The sequence below is a fragment of the Sphingosinicella sp. genome (genome assembly GCF_052387495.1).
Lineage (GTDB): Bacteria > Pseudomonadota > Alphaproteobacteria > Sphingomonadales > Sphingomonadaceae > Allosphingosinicella.
In genome coordinates this window covers 1-15,404 of record NZ_JBQTJC010000258.1, presented here as the reverse complement: position 1 = coordinate 15,404, position 15,404 = coordinate 1, and the positions used below count along the sequence as shown (strand labels likewise).

At 68.2% G+C, this 15,404-nt stretch carries 21 protein-coding genes and 1 pseudogene; 7 read left to right on the top strand and 15 right to left on the bottom strand.

Translation table 11 applies throughout. The features are described from left to right. From ACT4N8_RS14135 to ACT4N8_RS14095, 9 genes are all read right to left on the bottom strand, one after another. Positions 1-709 (bottom strand): electron transfer flavoprotein subunit alpha/FixB family protein (locus ACT4N8_RS14135; RefSeq protein ID WP_444858754.1); only part of this gene is annotated, 709 nt, incomplete at its 3' end. Further along, positions 706-1,455 (bottom strand): electron transfer flavoprotein subunit beta/FixA family protein, encoded by a 750-nt coding sequence (locus ACT4N8_RS14130; RefSeq protein WP_444858753.1) that lies wholly within the window; start codon positions 1,453-1,455, stop codon positions 706-708. The genes ACT4N8_RS14130 and ACT4N8_RS14135, both read right to left, overlap by 4 nt. A 97-nt stretch (positions 1,456-1,552) precedes the next feature. Further along, positions 1,553-2,758, bottom strand: coding sequence for an ADP-forming succinate--CoA ligase subunit beta (gene sucC / locus ACT4N8_RS14125; RefSeq protein WP_444858752.1), 1,206 nt, complete (start codon positions 2,756-2,758; stop codon positions 1,553-1,555). 43 nt (positions 2,759-2,801) lie between these two features. Beyond that, positions 2,802-3,107: a hypothetical protein gene (locus ACT4N8_RS14120; protein WP_444858751.1), complete on the bottom strand. Its 306-nt coding sequence runs from the start codon at positions 3,105-3,107 to the stop codon at positions 2,802-2,804. Next, positions 3,104-4,624, bottom strand: a complete 1,521-nt coding sequence (rpoN, locus tag ACT4N8_RS14115) for an RNA polymerase factor sigma-54 (protein WP_444858750.1) — start codon at positions 4,622-4,624, stop codon at positions 3,104-3,106. The genes ACT4N8_RS14120 and rpoN overlap by 4 nt, the downstream gene beginning before the upstream one ends. A 114-nt stretch (positions 4,625-4,738) precedes the next feature. Beyond that, positions 4,739-5,515, bottom strand: coding sequence for an LPS export ABC transporter ATP-binding protein (lptB, locus tag ACT4N8_RS14110; protein WP_444858749.1), 777 nt, complete (start codon positions 5,513-5,515; stop codon positions 4,739-4,741). 88 nt (positions 5,516-5,603) lie between these two features. Next, entirely contained in the window at positions 5,604-6,152 is a 549-nt protein-coding gene (locus ACT4N8_RS14105; RefSeq protein ID WP_444858748.1) for an LptA/OstA family protein, read from the bottom strand. Then, positions 6,149-6,787 (bottom strand): LPS export ABC transporter periplasmic protein LptC, encoded by a 639-nt coding sequence (lptC, locus tag ACT4N8_RS14100; protein ID WP_444858747.1) that lies wholly within the window; start codon positions 6,785-6,787, stop codon positions 6,149-6,151. Before lptC ends, ACT4N8_RS14105 begins: the two co-directional genes overlap by 4 nt. Further along, positions 6,780-7,397, bottom strand: coding sequence for a ribonuclease D (locus ACT4N8_RS14095; protein WP_444858746.1), 618 nt, complete (start codon positions 7,395-7,397; stop codon positions 6,780-6,782). Before ACT4N8_RS14095 ends, lptC begins: the two co-directional genes overlap by 8 nt. Positions 7,398-7,521: 124 nt before the next feature. Here ACT4N8_RS14095 and ACT4N8_RS14090 point away from each other — a divergent pair, with 124 nt between their 5' ends. From ACT4N8_RS14090 to ACT4N8_RS14080, 3 genes are all read left to right on the top strand, one after another. Further along, positions 7,522-8,484, top strand: a complete 963-nt coding sequence (locus ACT4N8_RS14090; RefSeq protein ID WP_444858745.1) for a DUF808 domain-containing protein — start codon at positions 7,522-7,524, stop codon at positions 8,482-8,484. Positions 8,485-8,635: 151 nt separating this feature from the next. Continuing rightward, the gene (locus ACT4N8_RS14085; protein WP_444858744.1) at positions 8,636-9,409 is read left to right on the top strand and encodes a cold-shock protein; all 774 of its coding nucleotides are present in this window, start codon (positions 8,636-8,638) and stop codon (positions 9,407-9,409) included. Between the two features lie 120 nt (positions 9,410-9,529). Further along, positions 9,530-9,880 carry a hypothetical protein gene (locus ACT4N8_RS14080; RefSeq protein ID WP_444858743.1) on the top strand — a complete coding sequence of 117 codons (351 nt, stop codon included), beginning with the start codon at positions 9,530-9,532 and terminating at the stop codon, positions 9,878-9,880. On the opposite strand, the gene ACT4N8_RS14075 is transcribed toward ACT4N8_RS14080, so the two are convergent. Beyond that, positions 9,877-11,466, bottom strand: coding sequence for a cisplatin damage response ATP-dependent DNA ligase (locus tag ACT4N8_RS14075; protein WP_444858742.1), 1,590 nt, complete (start codon positions 11,464-11,466; stop codon positions 9,877-9,879). The genes ACT4N8_RS14080 and ACT4N8_RS14075 overlap by 4 nt on opposite strands. Here ACT4N8_RS14075 and ACT4N8_RS14070 point away from each other — a divergent pair. Continuing rightward, positions 11,465-11,647, top strand: coding sequence for a hypothetical protein (locus tag ACT4N8_RS14070; RefSeq protein WP_444858741.1), 183 nt, complete (start codon positions 11,465-11,467; stop codon positions 11,645-11,647). The two genes, ACT4N8_RS14075 and ACT4N8_RS14070, sit on opposite strands and share 2 nt — an antisense overlap. On the opposite strand, the gene ACT4N8_RS14065 is transcribed toward ACT4N8_RS14070, so the two are convergent. Together ACT4N8_RS14065 and ACT4N8_RS14060 are read right to left on the bottom strand one after the other, a co-directional pair. Next, positions 11,644-12,204 carry a TMEM165/GDT1 family protein gene (locus ACT4N8_RS14065; protein WP_444858740.1) on the bottom strand — a complete coding sequence of 187 codons (561 nt, stop codon included), beginning with the start codon at positions 12,202-12,204 and terminating at the stop codon, positions 11,644-11,646. The two genes, ACT4N8_RS14070 and ACT4N8_RS14065, sit on opposite strands and share 4 nt — an antisense overlap. Position 12,205: 1 nt before the next feature. Then, the gene (locus tag ACT4N8_RS14060; RefSeq protein ID WP_444858739.1) at positions 12,206-12,529 is read right to left on the bottom strand and encodes a hypothetical protein; all 324 of its coding nucleotides are present in this window, start codon (positions 12,527-12,529) and stop codon (positions 12,206-12,208) included. Between the two features lie 272 nt (positions 12,530-12,801). Between ACT4N8_RS14060 and rpmG the strand changes: the two genes are divergently transcribed. Then, entirely contained in the window at positions 12,802-12,969 is a 168-nt protein-coding gene (gene rpmG / locus ACT4N8_RS14055) for a 50S ribosomal protein L33 (RefSeq protein WP_147042662.1), read from the top strand. Between the two features lie 142 nt (positions 12,970-13,111). On the opposite strand, the pseudogene ACT4N8_RS14050 reads toward rpmG, so the two are convergent. Continuing rightward, a pseudogene (locus ACT4N8_RS14050) lies at positions 13,112-13,471 on the bottom strand (response regulator); the annotation flags it as partial. A gap of 20 nt (positions 13,472-13,491) precedes the next feature. Between ACT4N8_RS14050 and ACT4N8_RS14045 the strand changes: the two are divergent. Together ACT4N8_RS14045 and ACT4N8_RS14040 are read left to right on the top strand one after the other, a co-directional pair. Then, complete coding sequence (locus tag ACT4N8_RS14045; RefSeq protein WP_444858738.1) at positions 13,492-13,752, top strand: DUF3572 domain-containing protein; 261 nt, start codon at positions 13,492-13,494, stop codon at positions 13,750-13,752. Further along, entirely contained in the window at positions 13,749-14,366 is a 618-nt protein-coding gene (locus ACT4N8_RS14040) for an HAD family hydrolase (protein WP_444858737.1), read from the top strand. The genes ACT4N8_RS14045 and ACT4N8_RS14040 overlap by 4 nt, the downstream gene beginning before the upstream one ends. Positions 14,367-14,374: 8 nt before the next feature. Here ACT4N8_RS14040 and ACT4N8_RS14035 read toward each other — a convergent pair whose 3' ends face one another. Together ACT4N8_RS14035 and ACT4N8_RS14030 are read right to left on the bottom strand one after the other, a co-directional pair. Then, positions 14,375-15,148: a peptidoglycan recognition protein family protein gene (locus ACT4N8_RS14035; protein ID WP_444858736.1), complete on the bottom strand. Its 774-nt coding sequence runs from the start codon at positions 15,146-15,148 to the stop codon at positions 14,375-14,377. 50 nt (positions 15,149-15,198) lie between these two features. Further along, the gene (locus ACT4N8_RS14030) at positions 15,199-15,339 is read right to left on the bottom strand and encodes a hypothetical protein (RefSeq protein WP_444858735.1); all 141 of its coding nucleotides are present in this window, start codon (positions 15,337-15,339) and stop codon (positions 15,199-15,201) included. Positions 15,340-15,404 lie beyond the last annotated feature (65 nt).

Sequence of the window (15,404 nt, the reverse complement as noted above, 5' to 3'; positions counted from 1 at the left end):
GGGCGTAGCCCGCGTCGACCGCGGCGCGGCTGGCGCCGACGCCCGCCTTGAGCTTGTCGGCGAGCGGATCGAGCAGGCTGTGGAACTGCTCCGACGAGCCGAAGGCGCGGCCGCCCGAGACGATGATCTTCGCACTGGTCAGCTCCGGCCGCTCGGACTTGCTGAGCTCGGCGCCGACGAAGGACGAAAGCCCCTTGTCGCCGGTCGCGGAGACCGCCTCGACGGTGCCCGAGCCGCCCTCGACGGCCGCCTTTTCGAACGCGGTGCCGCGCACCGTGATTACCTTCTTGGCGTCCGACGACTTCACAGTCGCGATCGCGTTGCCGGCGTAGATCGGCCGGGTGAAGGTGTCGTCGCTCTCGACCGACAGGATCTCGCTGATCTGCATGACGTCGAGCAGGGCGGCGACCCGGGGGGCGATATTCTTGCCGGTGGTGGTGGCGGGGGCGAGGAAGGCGTCGTGGCTCGCCATCAGCTGGGCGGCCAGCGGCGCGACATTCTCGGCCAGCTCGTGATCGTAAGCCGCGTCGTCCGCCACATGGACCTTGCCGACCCCGGCGATCTTCGCCGCCTCCGCGGCGACCCCGCCGACGCCTTTGCCGACGACGAGGAGATGGACCTCGCCCAGCTTCGATGCGGCGGTGACCGCGGCCAAGGTGGCGTCCTTCACATGCGCGCCGTCATGCTCGACGAGAACCAGCGTCTTCATGCCACCACTCCCAGGGTTTTCAGCTTGCCGATCAGCTCGTCGACGCTCGCCACTTTCACGCCGGCCTGACGCTTCGAAGGCTCCTCGACCTTGAGAACGGTGAGCCGCGGCGCCGTGTCGACGCCGTAATCGGCGGGGGTCTTCTGGACGAGCGGCTTGGATTTGGCCTTCATGATGTTGGGCAGCGAGGCGTAGCGCGGCTCGTTGAGGCGAAGGTCGGTGGTGACGACCGCGGGGACGTTCAGCTTCACCGTCTCGAGGCCGCCGTCGACCTCGCGGGTGACGTCGACCTTGTCACCGGCGACCTCGACCTTGGAGGCGAAGGTGCCCTGCGGCCAGCCGAGCAAGGCTGCGAGCATCTGGCCGGTCTGGTTCGAATCGTCGTCGATCGCCTGCTTGCCGAGGATGACGAGGCCCGGCTGCTCCTCCTCCGCGACCTTGGCGAGCAGCTTGGCGACGGCGAGCGGCTCGAGATCGTCGTCGGTCTGGATCAGGATCGCGCGGTCGGCGCCCATGGCGAGCGCGGTCCGCAGCGTCTCCTGTGCCTTGGCCGGGCCGATCGAGACCGCGACGATCTCGGTCGCGGCGCCCTTCTCCTTGAGCCGGATCGCCTCCTCGACCGCGATCTCGTCGAACGGGTTCATGCTCATCTTGACGTTGGCGAGATCGACGCCCGAGCCGTCGGCCTTGACCCGCGGCTTGACGTTGAAATCGATCACCCGCTTGACGGCGACCAGCAGCTTCATTCGTCCATCCTTCCTAGCTCGTCATTCCAGCGAAAGCTGGAATCTCCCTGCCTTAAGAAGTGAGATCCCAGCTTCCGCTGGGATGACGCATACAATCCTACGCCTCTACCCTACCCTTCACCTCCGCGACGATCTTGCGCGCCGCGTCCCCCAGATCGTCGGCCGGCACGATGGCGAGGCCGCTGTCGGCGAGGATGTTTTTGCCCTCCTCGACGTTCGTGCCCTCGAGCCGGACCACGAGCGGCACCTTGATGTCCATCTCGCGCGCCGCCGCGACGATGCCTTCGGCGATGATGTCGCAGCGCATGATCCCGCCGAAAATGTTGACGAGGATGCCCTCGACCGCGGGATCGCTGAGGATGATCTTGAACGCCGAGGTCACCTTCTCCTTCGAGGCGCCGCCGCCGACGTCGCAGAAATTGGCCGGGAAGGCGCCGTTCAGCTTGATGATGTCCATCGTCGCCATGGCGAGGCCGGCGCCGTTGACCATGCAGCCGATATTGCCGTCGAGCTTGATGTAGGCGAGGTCGTGGCGCGAGGCCTCGAACTCCATCGGGTCCTCCTCGCTCTCGTCGCGCAGGGTTTCGAGATCGGGATGGCGGAACTCGGCGTTGGAATCGAAGCCGACCTTGGCGTCGAGGACGAGCAGCTCGCCCTTGTCGGTGACGGCGAGCGGATTGATCTCGATCTGGCTGGCGTCGGTGCCGAGAAAGGCCTCGTAGAGCAGCTTCGCGACCTTCTGGGCCTGCCTGGCGAGGTCGCCGTCGAGGCCGAGCGCATAGGCGACCGCGCGGCCGTGATGCGGCATGAAACCGGTCGCCGGGTCGATCGTGAAGGTCCTGATCTTCTCCGGCGTGTCGTGGGCGACCGCCTCGATGTCCATGCCGCCCTCGGTCGAGACGACGAAGGCGATGCGGCCGGTCTTCCGCTCGACCAGCAAGGCGAGATAGAATTCCTTCGCGATGTCGACGCCGTCGGTGACGTAGAGGCGGTTGACCTGCCTGCCGGCGGGACCGGTCTGCACCGTCACCAGGGTGTTGCCGAGCATCTCGGTGGCGGCGTCGCGGACCTCGTCGACCGTGCGGGCGAGGCGGACGCCGCCCTTGGCGCCCTCGCCCAATTCCTTGAACTTGCCCTTGCCGCGCCCGCCGGCGTGGATCTGCGCCTTGACGACGTAGAGCGGCCCGGGGAGCTTGCCCGCCGCCCCGACCGCCTCGTCGACGCTCATCGCGGCATGACCTTCGGGGACCGGCACGCCGAACTTCGCGAGCAGCTCCTTGGCCTGATATTCGTGAATGTTCATGGGCCGCGCCTAAAGCACAGCCGCAGGGGCGAATCCACCCCACTTAGCCCGTCAGCCGGCGTACGCCGCAAACCGCGGCAGCCGACGAAGTCACGCCCCAGATTTCGGCATCGCGCAGCGCGCGAATGCGGTGGAGGAAGCCGGCCATGCTTCGCTCCTCCCGCGCATAAGGCATGTCCCCGAGCCGCCGCAGCTGGATCAGCGACAGCCGGTCGACCATCCGCTCCGCCATACACGCCGCCATCGGCTCCGAGAGGCCGGCATTGGCGAGGCCGCTGCGCAAGCGCGCTTCGGGCGTGGCGCAGGAGATGAGCGCGAGCGTGGCGACGAACAGCGCGACGGCCCTCATGCCGCCCGTCCGATCGCCTTCTGCCTTCGCCGCTGGACCGAGCTGCCCAGCCCGATCGCCTCGCGATATTTGGCGACCGTGCGGCGGGCGATGTCGAAGCCTTCGGCTTTGAGCATCTCGACGAGCTGGTCGTCGGAGAGAATGTGGTCGGGCGCCTCGGCGGCAATCAGGGCCTTGATCCGGCTCTTCACCGCTTCGGACGAGGCGGCGTCGCCGCCGTCACTGGACTGGATGCCGCTCGTGAAGAAGTATTTGAGCTCGTAGAGGCCGCGCTCGCAGGAGAGATATTTGTTCGAGGTGACCCGGCTCACGGTCGATTCGTGCATGCCGATCGCGTCGGCGACGGCGCGTAGCGTCAGCGGCCGGAGCTGGGCGACGCCGTGGCGGAAGAAGCCTTCCTGCTGGGTGACGATCTCCGAGGCGACCTTGACGATGGTGCGGGCGCGCTGATCGAGCGCCTTCATCAGCCAGTTGGCGCTCTGCAAACATTCGTTGAGCCAGGCCTTGGACTGCTTGTCCTGCGGGCCGCTCGACAGCTCCTGATAATAGCTGCGGTTGACGAGCAGGCGGGGCAGGGTGGCGCTGTTCAGCTCGACCGCCCAGCCGCCGCGGCGGCGGGCGACGAAGATGTCGGGAACCACCGCTTCGACCCGCTCCGACGCGGCGGCGAAGCGGCAGCCGGGCTTGGGATCGTAGGCTCGCAGCTCGCGGATCATGTCGGCCATGTCCTCGTCGTCGACGCCGCAGATCCGCTTCAAGGCGGCGAGATTGCCCTTGGCGAGATAATCGAGATTGGCGATCAGCCGGGCCATCGCGGGATCGTAGCGGTCCGCCTCCTTCGCCTGGAGCGCGAGGCATTCGGCAAGGTTGCGCGCGGCAATGCCGGCGGGATCGAAGCTCTGGACCACGCCGAGCACGCGCTCGACCTCCTTCAATGGCACGCCGAGGCGCTGGGCGATGTCGAGCAGGGAGGCCTGGAAATAGCCGGTCTCCTCGATCTGTGCGATGATCTGCTCGGCGACGAGGTAGTCGGTGCCCGAGAGCGCCTCGCCGGCCTGGGCGAGGAGATACTCGTGAAGCGACAGGCCCTCGCCGGCGAAGCTGTCGAAATCCGGGCCGTCCTCGCTCCCGCCGGAGCTTACGCCTTCCAATCCGAGGCCCCCATCCAGACCCTTGGCGTCGAGGCCGCGCATCGCGTCGGCGGCGCTGTCCTGGTGGAAATCCTCGCTGTCCTGGTCGACGTCGAGCGCGCCCTCGCCGCCCGCCGCGTCGGCCTCGGGCAGCGGCGCCGGCTCGAACTCGTCGGGCTCGAACTCGGCTTCGGGCTCGGCCGCGCGCTCCTCCTCGCCCGCGGCGCGCTCGCCGGCTTCGAGCAGCGGGTTCTTCTCGATCTCCTCGGCGATGAAGCTCTCGACCTCGAGATTGCTGAGCGCGAGCAGCCGGATCGCCTGCTGGAGCTGCGGCGTCATCACCAGCGATTGGGATTGCCTGAGGTCGAGGCGGGGGCCGAGAGACATCAGGAACCAGCCCCGTCATTGCGAGCGCAGCGAAGCAATCCAGCTTCCGGCGCCGCAGTCTGGATTGCTTCGTCGCTACGCTCCTCGCAATGACGAATGAGAGGGATCATCGCGCTACAGCTCGAAGCTCTCGCCCAGATAGAGGCGCCGGACGTTCTCGTCGGCGACGAGATCCTCCGGGCTGCCCGCGAACAGCACCTGGCCGCCGTAGATGATGCAGGCGCGGTCGACGATCTCGAGCGTCTCGCGGACATTATGATCGGTGATGAGGACGCCGATATTGCGCTTCTTCAATTCGACGATGAGATCGCGAATGTCCTGGATCGAGATCGGGTCGATGCCGGCGAAGGGCTCGTCGAGCAGCATGATCGAGGGATTGGCGGCCAGCGCACGGGCGATCTCGCAGCGGCGGCGCTCGCCGCCGGACAGGGCCATGGCTGGCGCGTCGCGGAGCCGCTCGATGTGGAATTCGGCGAGAAGCTGCTCGAGCCGCTCGGCCCGAGCCGCCTTGTCGGGCTCGGCCACTTCGAGCACCGCCATGATGTTCTGGCTGACGGTGAGGCCGCGAAAGATCGAGGTTTCCTGCGGCAGATAGCCGAGCCCGAGAATCGCGCGGCGGTACATGGGCAGGCCGGTGATGTCGGCCCCGTCGAGCAGGATGCGCCCGGAATCGGGCTTCACCAAGCCCATGATCGAATAGAAGCAGGTCGTCTTGCCGGCGCCGTTGGGGCCGAGCAGGCCCATCACCTCGCCGCGGTCGACGCCGAGGCTGACGTCGATCAGCACCGCCTTCTTGTCGTAGGTCTTGGCGATCGAGACGACCGAGAGGCCATGATCGATCTCGCCGATCGCGGCGGCCTCGGTGCGGTCTATCGCGACGGCTTCGTTCATATCGCTTCGCTATCCCCTTGGCCTAGTTAGGCGATGGGGCGCGCCGTCACAACTGGCAAGCTTTATGCATGCAACGAAATGGCGCTGATCAGTTGCCGCGGCGGGGCACGGTGAAACGGCCGGTGACTCGGCCGCCGGTGCCACTCGCGCCCGGCGTGCCGGGGCCGCCGCCGTCCATCACCGCGCGGCCGCTGTCGAGATCGAGGACGAGGCGGCCGCCGCGCACGCTGGAATCGCCGCGAGTGAGAACGACGCCGCCGAGCATCGTCACCAGCCGGCGATCGAGATCGTAGATCGCGAACTGGCTGCGCGCCGGTTCGGACGGGCTGCGCAGGGTGACTCCGCCCGAGGCTTCGAGCCGGTTGATCTCGATCCCGCCGGCGCTGGCATAGGCGACGGTAAGGCGCGCGGTGCTGAGCTGGAGATTGCCCTGCCGCACCTCGACGCGCCCGGAGAAGATGGCGCGGTCGGCGCGGTCCTGGACCTCGATCCGGTCGGCGGCGACGTCGACCGGGGCGTCGGTGTCGTGGCCCTTGAGCGCGGTGCCGCCACCCTGGCCGAGCGCGGGCTGCGCGGCAGCGAGGGCCAGCGCCGCCGCGCCCGCGGCGGCGAGACCGAGCCAGCGCAGCGCGTTCATCGCACGCCTCCCTGGACGATATGCAATCGCGGCCGGCCGGTGAGGACGACGCGCCGCTCGGGAATGTCGACCTCGATTCGGCCGCCGGTGAAGCTGCCCAGCGGCATCCGCCCCTCGACGCTGCCCCGGCTGGCGAGGCGGCGCTGCTTGAGGTCGACCGTGACGTCGCGCGTCTGCATCCGGTAGCCGTCGGCGGCGGTGAGCAGGACCGGGCCCATGACGTCGACCTGCTCGCGCGCCATGTCGTAGCGGGCGCGGTTCGCGCGCAGCAGCGCCGGGCCGCTTTCCAGGTCCATCCGCGCGCTCATCCCGGCGATGTCGACGACCTGCAGCGCCGCGCTCTGCTGCAGCGCCGCCCGGGCGGTGAGCACGAATGGACGGCCGCGATTGTCGACGCCGCGATATTGCGCGGACTGGACCCGCATCCGTTCCTCCGCGCGCTCGGCCTTGTCCTTGTCGAGGGTGAAGCTGACCTCTTGCTTCTCCTCGAGCGGCGAGAAAGCGAGAAAGGCCAGGACGACGCCGATCAAGGCCGGGAGCGCCAGCTTGAGTATCGCGATGACGCGATCGTGCGCGCCGCCGGGCGCCGCCCAGCCGCGCTTCACCAGCCGTTCGCGTTCGGCAAGCTCAGACATGCGCGAAAATGTCCTGCTCGGCCCAGCCGGCGAGATCGAGGACGGCGCGGTGGGGCAGGAAATCGAAGCAGGCCTGGGCGAGAGCGGTCCGCCCCTCGCGCGCCAGCCGGGCGTCGAGCTTTTCCTTCAGCGCATGGAGATAGCGCACGTCCGAGGCGGCATAATCCTTCTGCGCGTCGCTGAGCTCGGGCGCGCCCCAGTCGGTCTGCTGCTGCTGCTTGGAGATTTCCTGGCCGAGCAATTCGCGGACGATGTCCTTGAGGCCGTGCCGGTCGGTATAGGTGCGGATCAGCCGCGAGGCGGTCTTGGTGCAATAGACCGGCGCCGCCATCACGCCGAGATAGGCGCGGATCGAGGCGAGATCGAAGCGGGCGAAATGGTAGAGCTTGAGCCGTTCAGGATCGGCCAGCACCGCCTTCAGGTTCGGCGCGGCATAGTCGCTGGACGCGCCGAAGCGGACGAGATGCTCGTCGCCGCCGCCGTCGGAAAGCTGGACGAGGCAGAGCCGGTCGCGGCCGAGCTGAAGGCCCATCGTCTCGGTGTCGACGGCGATCGGTCCCGGACGGATCACGCCTTCCGGCAGGTCTTCCTCATGAAAATGAACGCTCATTCTTGCCGAGATAGGCGAAAGGCGGGGCCGGCTCAATGGACCGCGCCACAATGCCGCGCGGGCTTGATCGGCGCGGGCGAGGCCGTAACAGGGCGCGAACGCCAATTGCGAACGCACCTCTCTTATGCCCGGTGGTCTCGCCGCCCTGCTCGACGACGTGGCGGCGATCGCCAAGCTCGCGGCGGCCTCGGTCGACGACGTCGGCGCCGCCGCCGGCCGCGCCGGGTTCAAGGCGGCCGGCGTGGTGGTGGACGACACGGCGGTGACGCCGCGCTACGTGACCGGCTTCACCCCGGACCGCGAGCTGCCGATCATCTGGCGGATCGCCAAAGGCTCGCTGTTCAACAAGATCGTGATCATCACGCCGGTGGCGCTGGCGCTGAGCGCGCTATTGCCTTGGGCGATCAATCCGATCCTGATGCTGGGCGGCGCCTATCTCTGCTACGAAGGCGCCGAAAAGGTCTGGCACGCGCTCGCCCATGCCGAGCCGAGCCTCGCCGAGAAGGCGATCGAGCTGAACAGCCCGAGCCACGAGCGCGAGATGGTCTCGGGCGCGATCCGCACCGACTTCATCCTTTCCGCCGAGATCATGGCGATCGCGCTCGCCGAGGTCGCGACCGAGCCTTTCGCGATGCGCACGGCGATCCTCGCCCTCGTGGCCGTGGCGATCACGATCGGCGTCTACGGCGCGGTCGGGCTGATCGTGAAGATGGACGATGTCGGCCTCCACCTCGCCGGGCGCCGCGATCCGGGCTCGCGCGCGCTCGGCCGGGGGCTGGTCCACGCCATGCCCAAGGTGATGGCGGCACTTTCGGTGATCGGCATCGCGGCGATGATCTGGGTCGGCGGCGGCATCATCGTCCACGGCCTCGAAGTCTTCGGCCTCGTCGGATCGGCGCACGTCATCCACGACTTGGCGGCCGCCGCGGCCCATGCCGTCCCAGCCATCCACGGCGTCGTAGAATGGACGGTCGGCGCCGCCGGATCGGGCCTGTTCGGCCTCGCGGTCGGCGCGCTGATCGTGCTTGCCATGCACCTCTTTCCGCGCCGCCGGGAGCCGGACGCTCCGCCCGAGGGAAGCGCGTGAGAGGATCGAGTCGAAAGTGCCTCGCTCCCAAGTCCTTTTTCCGCTATGGGATTCGCCGGTGTGCCGAGTTTCCGGCGCCGAGACCTTTGCGCGCTATGCCCGGCGCGGTGGTTCTGACAGGGGAATGGGCGCGGGAAAGTAACTGAATCCAATGGGTTTCGACAGAGGGCGCCGCGGGGAGCGCGGTGGGCGCGGCAGAGACAAGCGCGATTTTATCGGCGAAGAGAGTCCAGGCGGTCAGGAGCGCAGCGGCTACGGTGGCGGCGGCGGTGACCGCTTCGGCGGTGGCGGCGGCTATGGCGGCGGCGGCGATCGCTTCGGCGGCGGTGGCGGCGGCGGTTATGGCGGCGGCGGCGGCGGCGGCGGTGGTGGCTATCGCGGCGGCGGCGGTGGGGGCGGCTTCGGCGGCCCGCGCGGCGGCGGCATGCCTCCCCAGGTCGTCGGCGAGGCCAAGGGCGTCGTCAAATTCTTCAACGCGCACAAAGGCTTCGGCTTCATCGTCCGCGACGATGGCGGCGAGGACGTGTTCGTCCATATCTCGGCGGTCGAGCAGGCGGGCCTCACCGGCCTGGCCGAGGGCCAGCCGCTCGAGTTCACCCTCGTCGATCGCGGCGGGCGGGTGTCGGCGACCGACCTCAAGATCGAGGGCGATCCGCTTCCGGTCGAGGACAGCGCGCCGCGCGACCGCGGCCCGCAGCGCCAGCTGACCGGCGAGAAGGCGACCGGCACGGTCAAGTTCTTCAACGCGACCAAGGGCTTCGGCTTCATCACCCGCGACGACGGCCAGCCGGACGCGTTCGTCCATATCTCGGCGGTCGAGCGGGCGGGAATGATCTCCCTGAACGAAGGCGACCGGCTCGAATTCGAGCTGGAGGTCGATCGGCGCGGCAAGACCGCGGCGGTGAACCTGACGCCGGTTCAGTAACCGTAACCAGGATCGGATAGCGAAGGGGCCGGCGGCGACGCCGGCCCTTTTTCGTGGCTAAGGCCGCGTAAACCATTTCCGCTGAGCCCGCGTCCACCTTTGCCGTTTACCACGGCACACATGGAAAGCGTGCTGATCGCCGCGATGCTCGCGGCCTCGCCCCTTGCCGCGCCGAGCGAAGACGCCGGCGCCGCGCTGGACCAACGTTGCTTTCGCCTGATGGCGGAGCTGGCGGAGGATGACGACCCGCGGCTGAGCGCGCTCGGCCGTGTCGCGGCGCAATATTTCCTCGGCCGGATCGACGCGACCGCGCCGGGCTTCGACCCGGCGAACGCGCTCGAGGACGAGGCGCCGAGTGAGACCGAGCGGGCAAGCCTGCTCGGCCAGTGCGCCGACGCGATGCAGGCCGGCGGGCACGATTTCCGCGCCATCGGCCAGTCGCTCGCCCCGCGCCGCCGCCCGACCGTCTAGGTTACCAGCTTCATCAATCCTGCGATGGTGTCGGCCTCATGGGCCGGCTTGTCGTTGCGGATTCGCGAGATGCGCGGGAAGCGCATGGCGAGGCCGGATTTGTGGCGCTTCGAAGCGTGGATCGAATCGAAGGCGATTTCGAGCACCAGCTTCCGCTCGACCTCGCGCACCGGGCCGAAGCGGTTGACCGTGTGGTTGCGGACGAAGCGGTCGAGCCATTTCAGCTCCTCGTCGGTGAAGCCGAAATAGGCCTTGCCCACCGGGAGCAGCTCGCCGCCGCCTTCCTCGGTCCAGCAACCGAAGGTGTAGTCCGAATAATAGGACGAGCGCTTGCCGCTGCCGCGCTGCGCGTACATCAGCACGCAGTCGGAGACGAGCGGATCGCGTTTCCATTTGTACCAGAGGCCGGCGCGGCGGCCGGCGACGTAAGGGCTGTCGCGGCGCTTCAGCATCACGCCTTCGATCGCGGCGTCGCGGCTGCCGCCGCGAATCTCCTCCAGCGCCTCGAAGCTCTCCGCCTCGATCAGCGCGGACAGATCGAAGCGGTCGGGATCGAGGCACGGCATGAAGGCGGTCAGCCGCTCGCGCCGCTCGCTCCAGGGGAGTGGACGGAGATCCTCAGGCCCCTCGAACAGGATGTCGTAGAGCCGGACGAAGGCGGGATAGTCGCCGAGCATCCGCGCCGAGACGGTCTTGCGGCCGAGCCTCTGCTGGAGCGCGTTGAAGCTCGCCGCCTCCCCGCCCTGCGCCTCGCCCTTCACCAGCAATTCGCCGTCGAGGACGGCTTCGGCGTCGAACGCTTCGGCGACGTCTGGGAAGCTCTTCGTGATGTCGTCGCCGGCGCGGCTGTAGAGTCTGGTCTCGCCGCCGGCGCGGACGAGTTGGACGCGGATTCCGTCCCATTTCCATTCGGCCGCATAGTCCGCCATCGAGACGCGCGTCTCCTCGAGCGGATGGGCGAGCATGAAGGGGCGGAAGACGGGGACGTCCTCCGTCGTCGGCTGCGCGCCGCGTCCTTCCGCCCAGGCGAAGATCGGAAGGTAAGGCGGGCCGATGCCGTGCCAGACCTCCTCGACCGCATCGACGTCGAGATCGAAGGCCTGCGCGAGCCCGACCTTGGCGAGGCGCGCGGAAATGCCGATGCGGAGCGCGCCGGTGGCGAGCTTGAGCAGGGCGAAGCGGCCGCTCGCGTCGAGATGGTCGAGCATGGCGGCGAGCGCGCCGGGGGCCTCGGCGCGGCCCAAGGAGGCGAGCCGCTCGACGACTCTGGCGAGGCGGAGCGTGCCGTCGTCCAGGTCGGCGGCCGCGCCGTCGGGCTTCGGCCAGAGCAAAGACACCGTCTCGGCCATGTCGCCGACATAGTCGCGGCTCATGTAGAGCAGCACCGGATCGACCCGCTCCTCGGCGATCGCCCGGATCGCCGCCGGCTTCACCGCCGGCAGATCGAGCTCCCCTGTCAAGGCGGCTAGCGCATAGCCCCGGTCGGGATCGGGCGTGCGCCTGAGATAATCGCCGATCAGCTTGAGCTTCGCCGTGCGCGAGCGAGTGTAGACCAGGGCGTCAAGGAGCTGGGAGAAATCGCGCATGGCGGCGCAACGAAGGAGGGGCGGCGCGGTTCTAAGTCAAGCGGAACGCCCCGGGGCCGGCGCCGTTGAAGCGGCAACCTGCAAGGAGCCTCACATGTTTCGCGTCATCGGCATCATTGCCCTGCTACTCATCGGCCTCGGCCTGCTCGTCGTGTTCGGCCTCCTGGACGCGATCTTCTAGGCAAGCTGGAGAGCATTCACCGCGACGGCGAAGCCGGCCACAAGAAACAGGCCGGCGACCGCCCAGCGGATCGGGCGGACGGGTACGTCGGTGGTCAGTCGCGCGCCGAGCGCCGCCGCGGGCGCGCAGGCGGCGGCGATGCCGAGCGTGGCGCCCGCCGCGGCGAAAGCGGCGCCATCGAAGCGGCCGGCGAGTGCGAAGGTGAGTAACTGGGTGCGATCGCCCATCTCGGCGGCGAGGCAGAGGATGAACGCCGAAAGCAAGGGAATGCGCGCCTGAAGCGGTACCTTCTCGGTCTTGCGCAGCACCCCCGAGGCGGCGGCGAAGAGCAGGGCCAGCGCGGTGAGCAGGGTCATCGCCCGGATCGTGACTGTATCGGCGATCCAGTCGCCGGCGAGCGCGGCGACGACGCTGCTCGCCAGCGCGGCGAGGAACAGGCCGATCAGCACCTGGCCCGGCTTGCGCGTGCCGGCGGCGAGCATGGCAACGGCGAGCTGGGTCTTGTCGCCCCATTCCGCGAGGAAGGCGGCGACGGCGGCGAGGAGCAGGACGTCCAAATTAGGTCCCGTAGCGGATCGAGATCGAGGCGAGCATCGCCTCGCTCGCGGCATCGTCGGTGCGCGCGCAGCCGATCGCGTCCTTCAGCCGATCGAAATAGAGTCCGGCGGGGCAGCCGCGGGGCTGGGCGCGGATCGCCCGCTCGAAGGCGTCGGCGAGGCAGACCACCGGGATCATGCCATAGGCGCCCGCCATCGTCCGGATCGCCTCGATCCCTTTCAGGAAATCGCGGACCTGCATCCTGGCCGCGGCGCGCTGCAGCGCCTCCAGCCGGTCGCAAAGCTCGGCCCTGACCACGAGCATGCCATCCTGTTCGCTGCGCATCGGTCCCACCCCCGAATGTCGGTTCGCGGCCGACCATGCGCGCTTATGGTTACCGGAGCGTTAACCATGCGGCTTCCTCGTCATTGCGAGCGGAGCGAAGCAATCCAGTGGGATATTGGATTGCCGCGTCGCCTTCGGCTCCTCGCAATGGCGGGTTGAGCGTGCGGCCGCCTCTCTTGACAGAATCGCCTCGCCGAGGCAGAGGCGGCGCGGAGAAGGGCGGCGGTTTCGCCGCTTTATTTTTTCACGCACCCATTCGAGAGAGGCCCGTCATGGCCAAGCCGACCACGGTCAAGATCAAGCTCGTCAGCACCGCCGACACCGGCTTCTTCTACGTGACCAAGAAGAATCCGCGGAACATCACCGAGAAGATGTCTTTCCGCAAATATGACCCCGTCGCGCGCAAGCACGTCGAGTTCAAGGAAGCCAAGATCAAGTAGGATCGGGGGCGGACGCCTCGTCCGTTTCCTCCTCATCGGGCTTTTCGGGAGCGGCCTCGCCTTCGGGCGCGGCCGCTCCCGCCGTCTCAGGGGACGAATCGGCGACCGCCTCGTCGTCCTCCTCGCGCGCCGCGGCCGCCTCGAGCAACGCGCGGACCGCCTCGACAAAGCGCATCACCGAGATCGGCTTGGCAACATAGCCTTCCGCGCCGGCGTCGCGGATGCGCTCCTCGTCGCCTTTCGCGGCATAAGCGGTCACCGCCATGATCGGGATGCGCTTCAGCGCCTCGTCGCTTTTCATCTGCTCGATCAGCTCGAGCCCGGAGACGTGCGGCATCTGGATGTCCATGACGACGAGCTCGGGCGCGAAGGCGCGGGCACGCTCGACCGCCTCGCGCCCGTCGCGCACCGGCTCGGCCTCATAGCCGTGCGCGCGCAGCAGGTCGCAGAACAGCTTCAGATTGAGCTCGTTGTCCTCGACAACCAGGATTTTTTGTCCCACTTCGCGGCATGTAGGCGATGATGGCAGGCGAAACAAATGACGAGGCGCTGGGTCTTTCCGCGCTGGGCTGGGCGCTCGGCGACGACGCCCGCGCGAGCCGCTTCCTGGCGCTGACCGGGCTGACGCCCGAGGGGTTGCGTACAGCGCTTTCCGAGCGCTCGACGCTTGCCGCGGTATTGCGTTTCCTCGAGGCGCACGAGCCGGACCTGATCGCCTGCGCGGCCGACCTTAGCATCGACCCCGCCGAAATCGCGGCCGCTCGGCGGAGGCTGGAGAAATGAGCCGTCCGTTGCTGATCAGCGATTGCGACGAGGTGATCCTCCATTTCATTCCCCATTTCGCCGAATGGGTGGAGGAGGCGGCGGAGCTGAGCTTCGATCTGACCGCAGGCTTCGCCGGGGCGCTCAAGAGCCGCGACGGGCGGATCGTGCCGCAGGAGCGGGCCTGGTCGCTGCTCGATCTGTTCTTCGAACGCGAGATGCACCGCCAGAACGTGGTCCCGGGCGCGGTCGCGGCGCTGAAGGCGATCGGCGAGGCGGCCGACATCGTCATCCTCACCAATATCGGCGACGATTATCAGGCCAACCGGGTCGCCCAGCTCGAGGCGTTCGAGATCCGCCACCGCGTGCTCTGCAACCAGGGCGGCAAGGGGCGGCCGGTGAGGGAGCTGGTCGAGACGATGCGGCCCGGCCCAGCCGTTTTCGTCGACGATCTTGCCGTCCACCACGAATCGGTCGCCAAGCACGCGCCGGAGGTGAGCCGGCTGCACATGATCGCCGATCCGAGCCTCGCCGCGCTGACCCCGCCCGCGCCACACGCCGATGCGCGGATCGACGATTGGGACGCGGCTCTGCCCTGGATCCTGGCGCGGCTGGGCGGCGAATCGGGGCGCTGAGCGAACGCTCAGACGCCGTCGATCGCCTTCCAACTGGCGGGGCCGACGATGCCGTCCGGAACGAGGCCACGCTGCCGCTGGAAGGCACGCACGGCCGCCTCCGTCCTCGGGCCGAAATCGCCGTCGGCGCTGACGCCGATCGCGCGCTGGACGATCTTGACCAGATCGCCGCTCGCGCCCCGCCGCAGCGTCGGCCGCGCCTTGTCGTCGACGGCCGGGATCGGCGGCCGCACGACCCCGGCGCCCTTCATGATCGCGTCGACGTCGGCGCGGAACGCGTTCATGTCGAAGCTCGGATCGGGTTTGCGGCCCTGGGGCAGGGCGTATTCCTTATGCCCGCAACACATCGATGAGTCGGCACCGAGCTTCTTGAGGATCGCGGCGACTCCGCGCCGATAGGCGTCCATCTGCACGGGCGGCCAGGGATCGTCGGACTTGCCCGTGTTTTCGGCCTCGACCCCGATGAAGCTGGAATTGCCGGACGTGATGCCCTTCCAGCTTCCGGCGCCGGCATGATTGGCGCGTCCCGCGGCGACCACGAACCAGGTGCCGTCGCGGCCCAGGCCGAGTTGCGAGAGGGGTCCGGGAAGACCCGGTCGGCCGTTGGTGATGACCGAAAGGCTGGGCATGTTCCCCGCCTTCGGTCCGGCCGTATGATGGCAGATCACGCCGCGGACCGTGCCCATCGGCCCGCGCCCGCGATCCTGCCAGCCGGGCTGCTCGGCCACCTTGAGGCCCGCGTCCTTCAGAACCTGGGCCAGCCATGTCAGCGAAAAGACCATTTTCTTCCCCTATGCTTTTGTGCCGTCACCACGCCCCGTGGAGCCGCGGATTATTCCGCGACGCCGCCGGTCGCGGCCGGCAGTTCTTCGTCGCTGGTGATCTCGTCGTCTCCTAAAGTCGTTTTCTCGTCGCAGAGATCGTCATTCTCATCGTTGTCGATGTCGCCCGCTTGCGTACGATCGTCTCCCATGTCGCGACTCCCTTCTTCTACTTCCCAATCAATCTGCGCCGATTCAATTGTTGCGGCAAGTTACC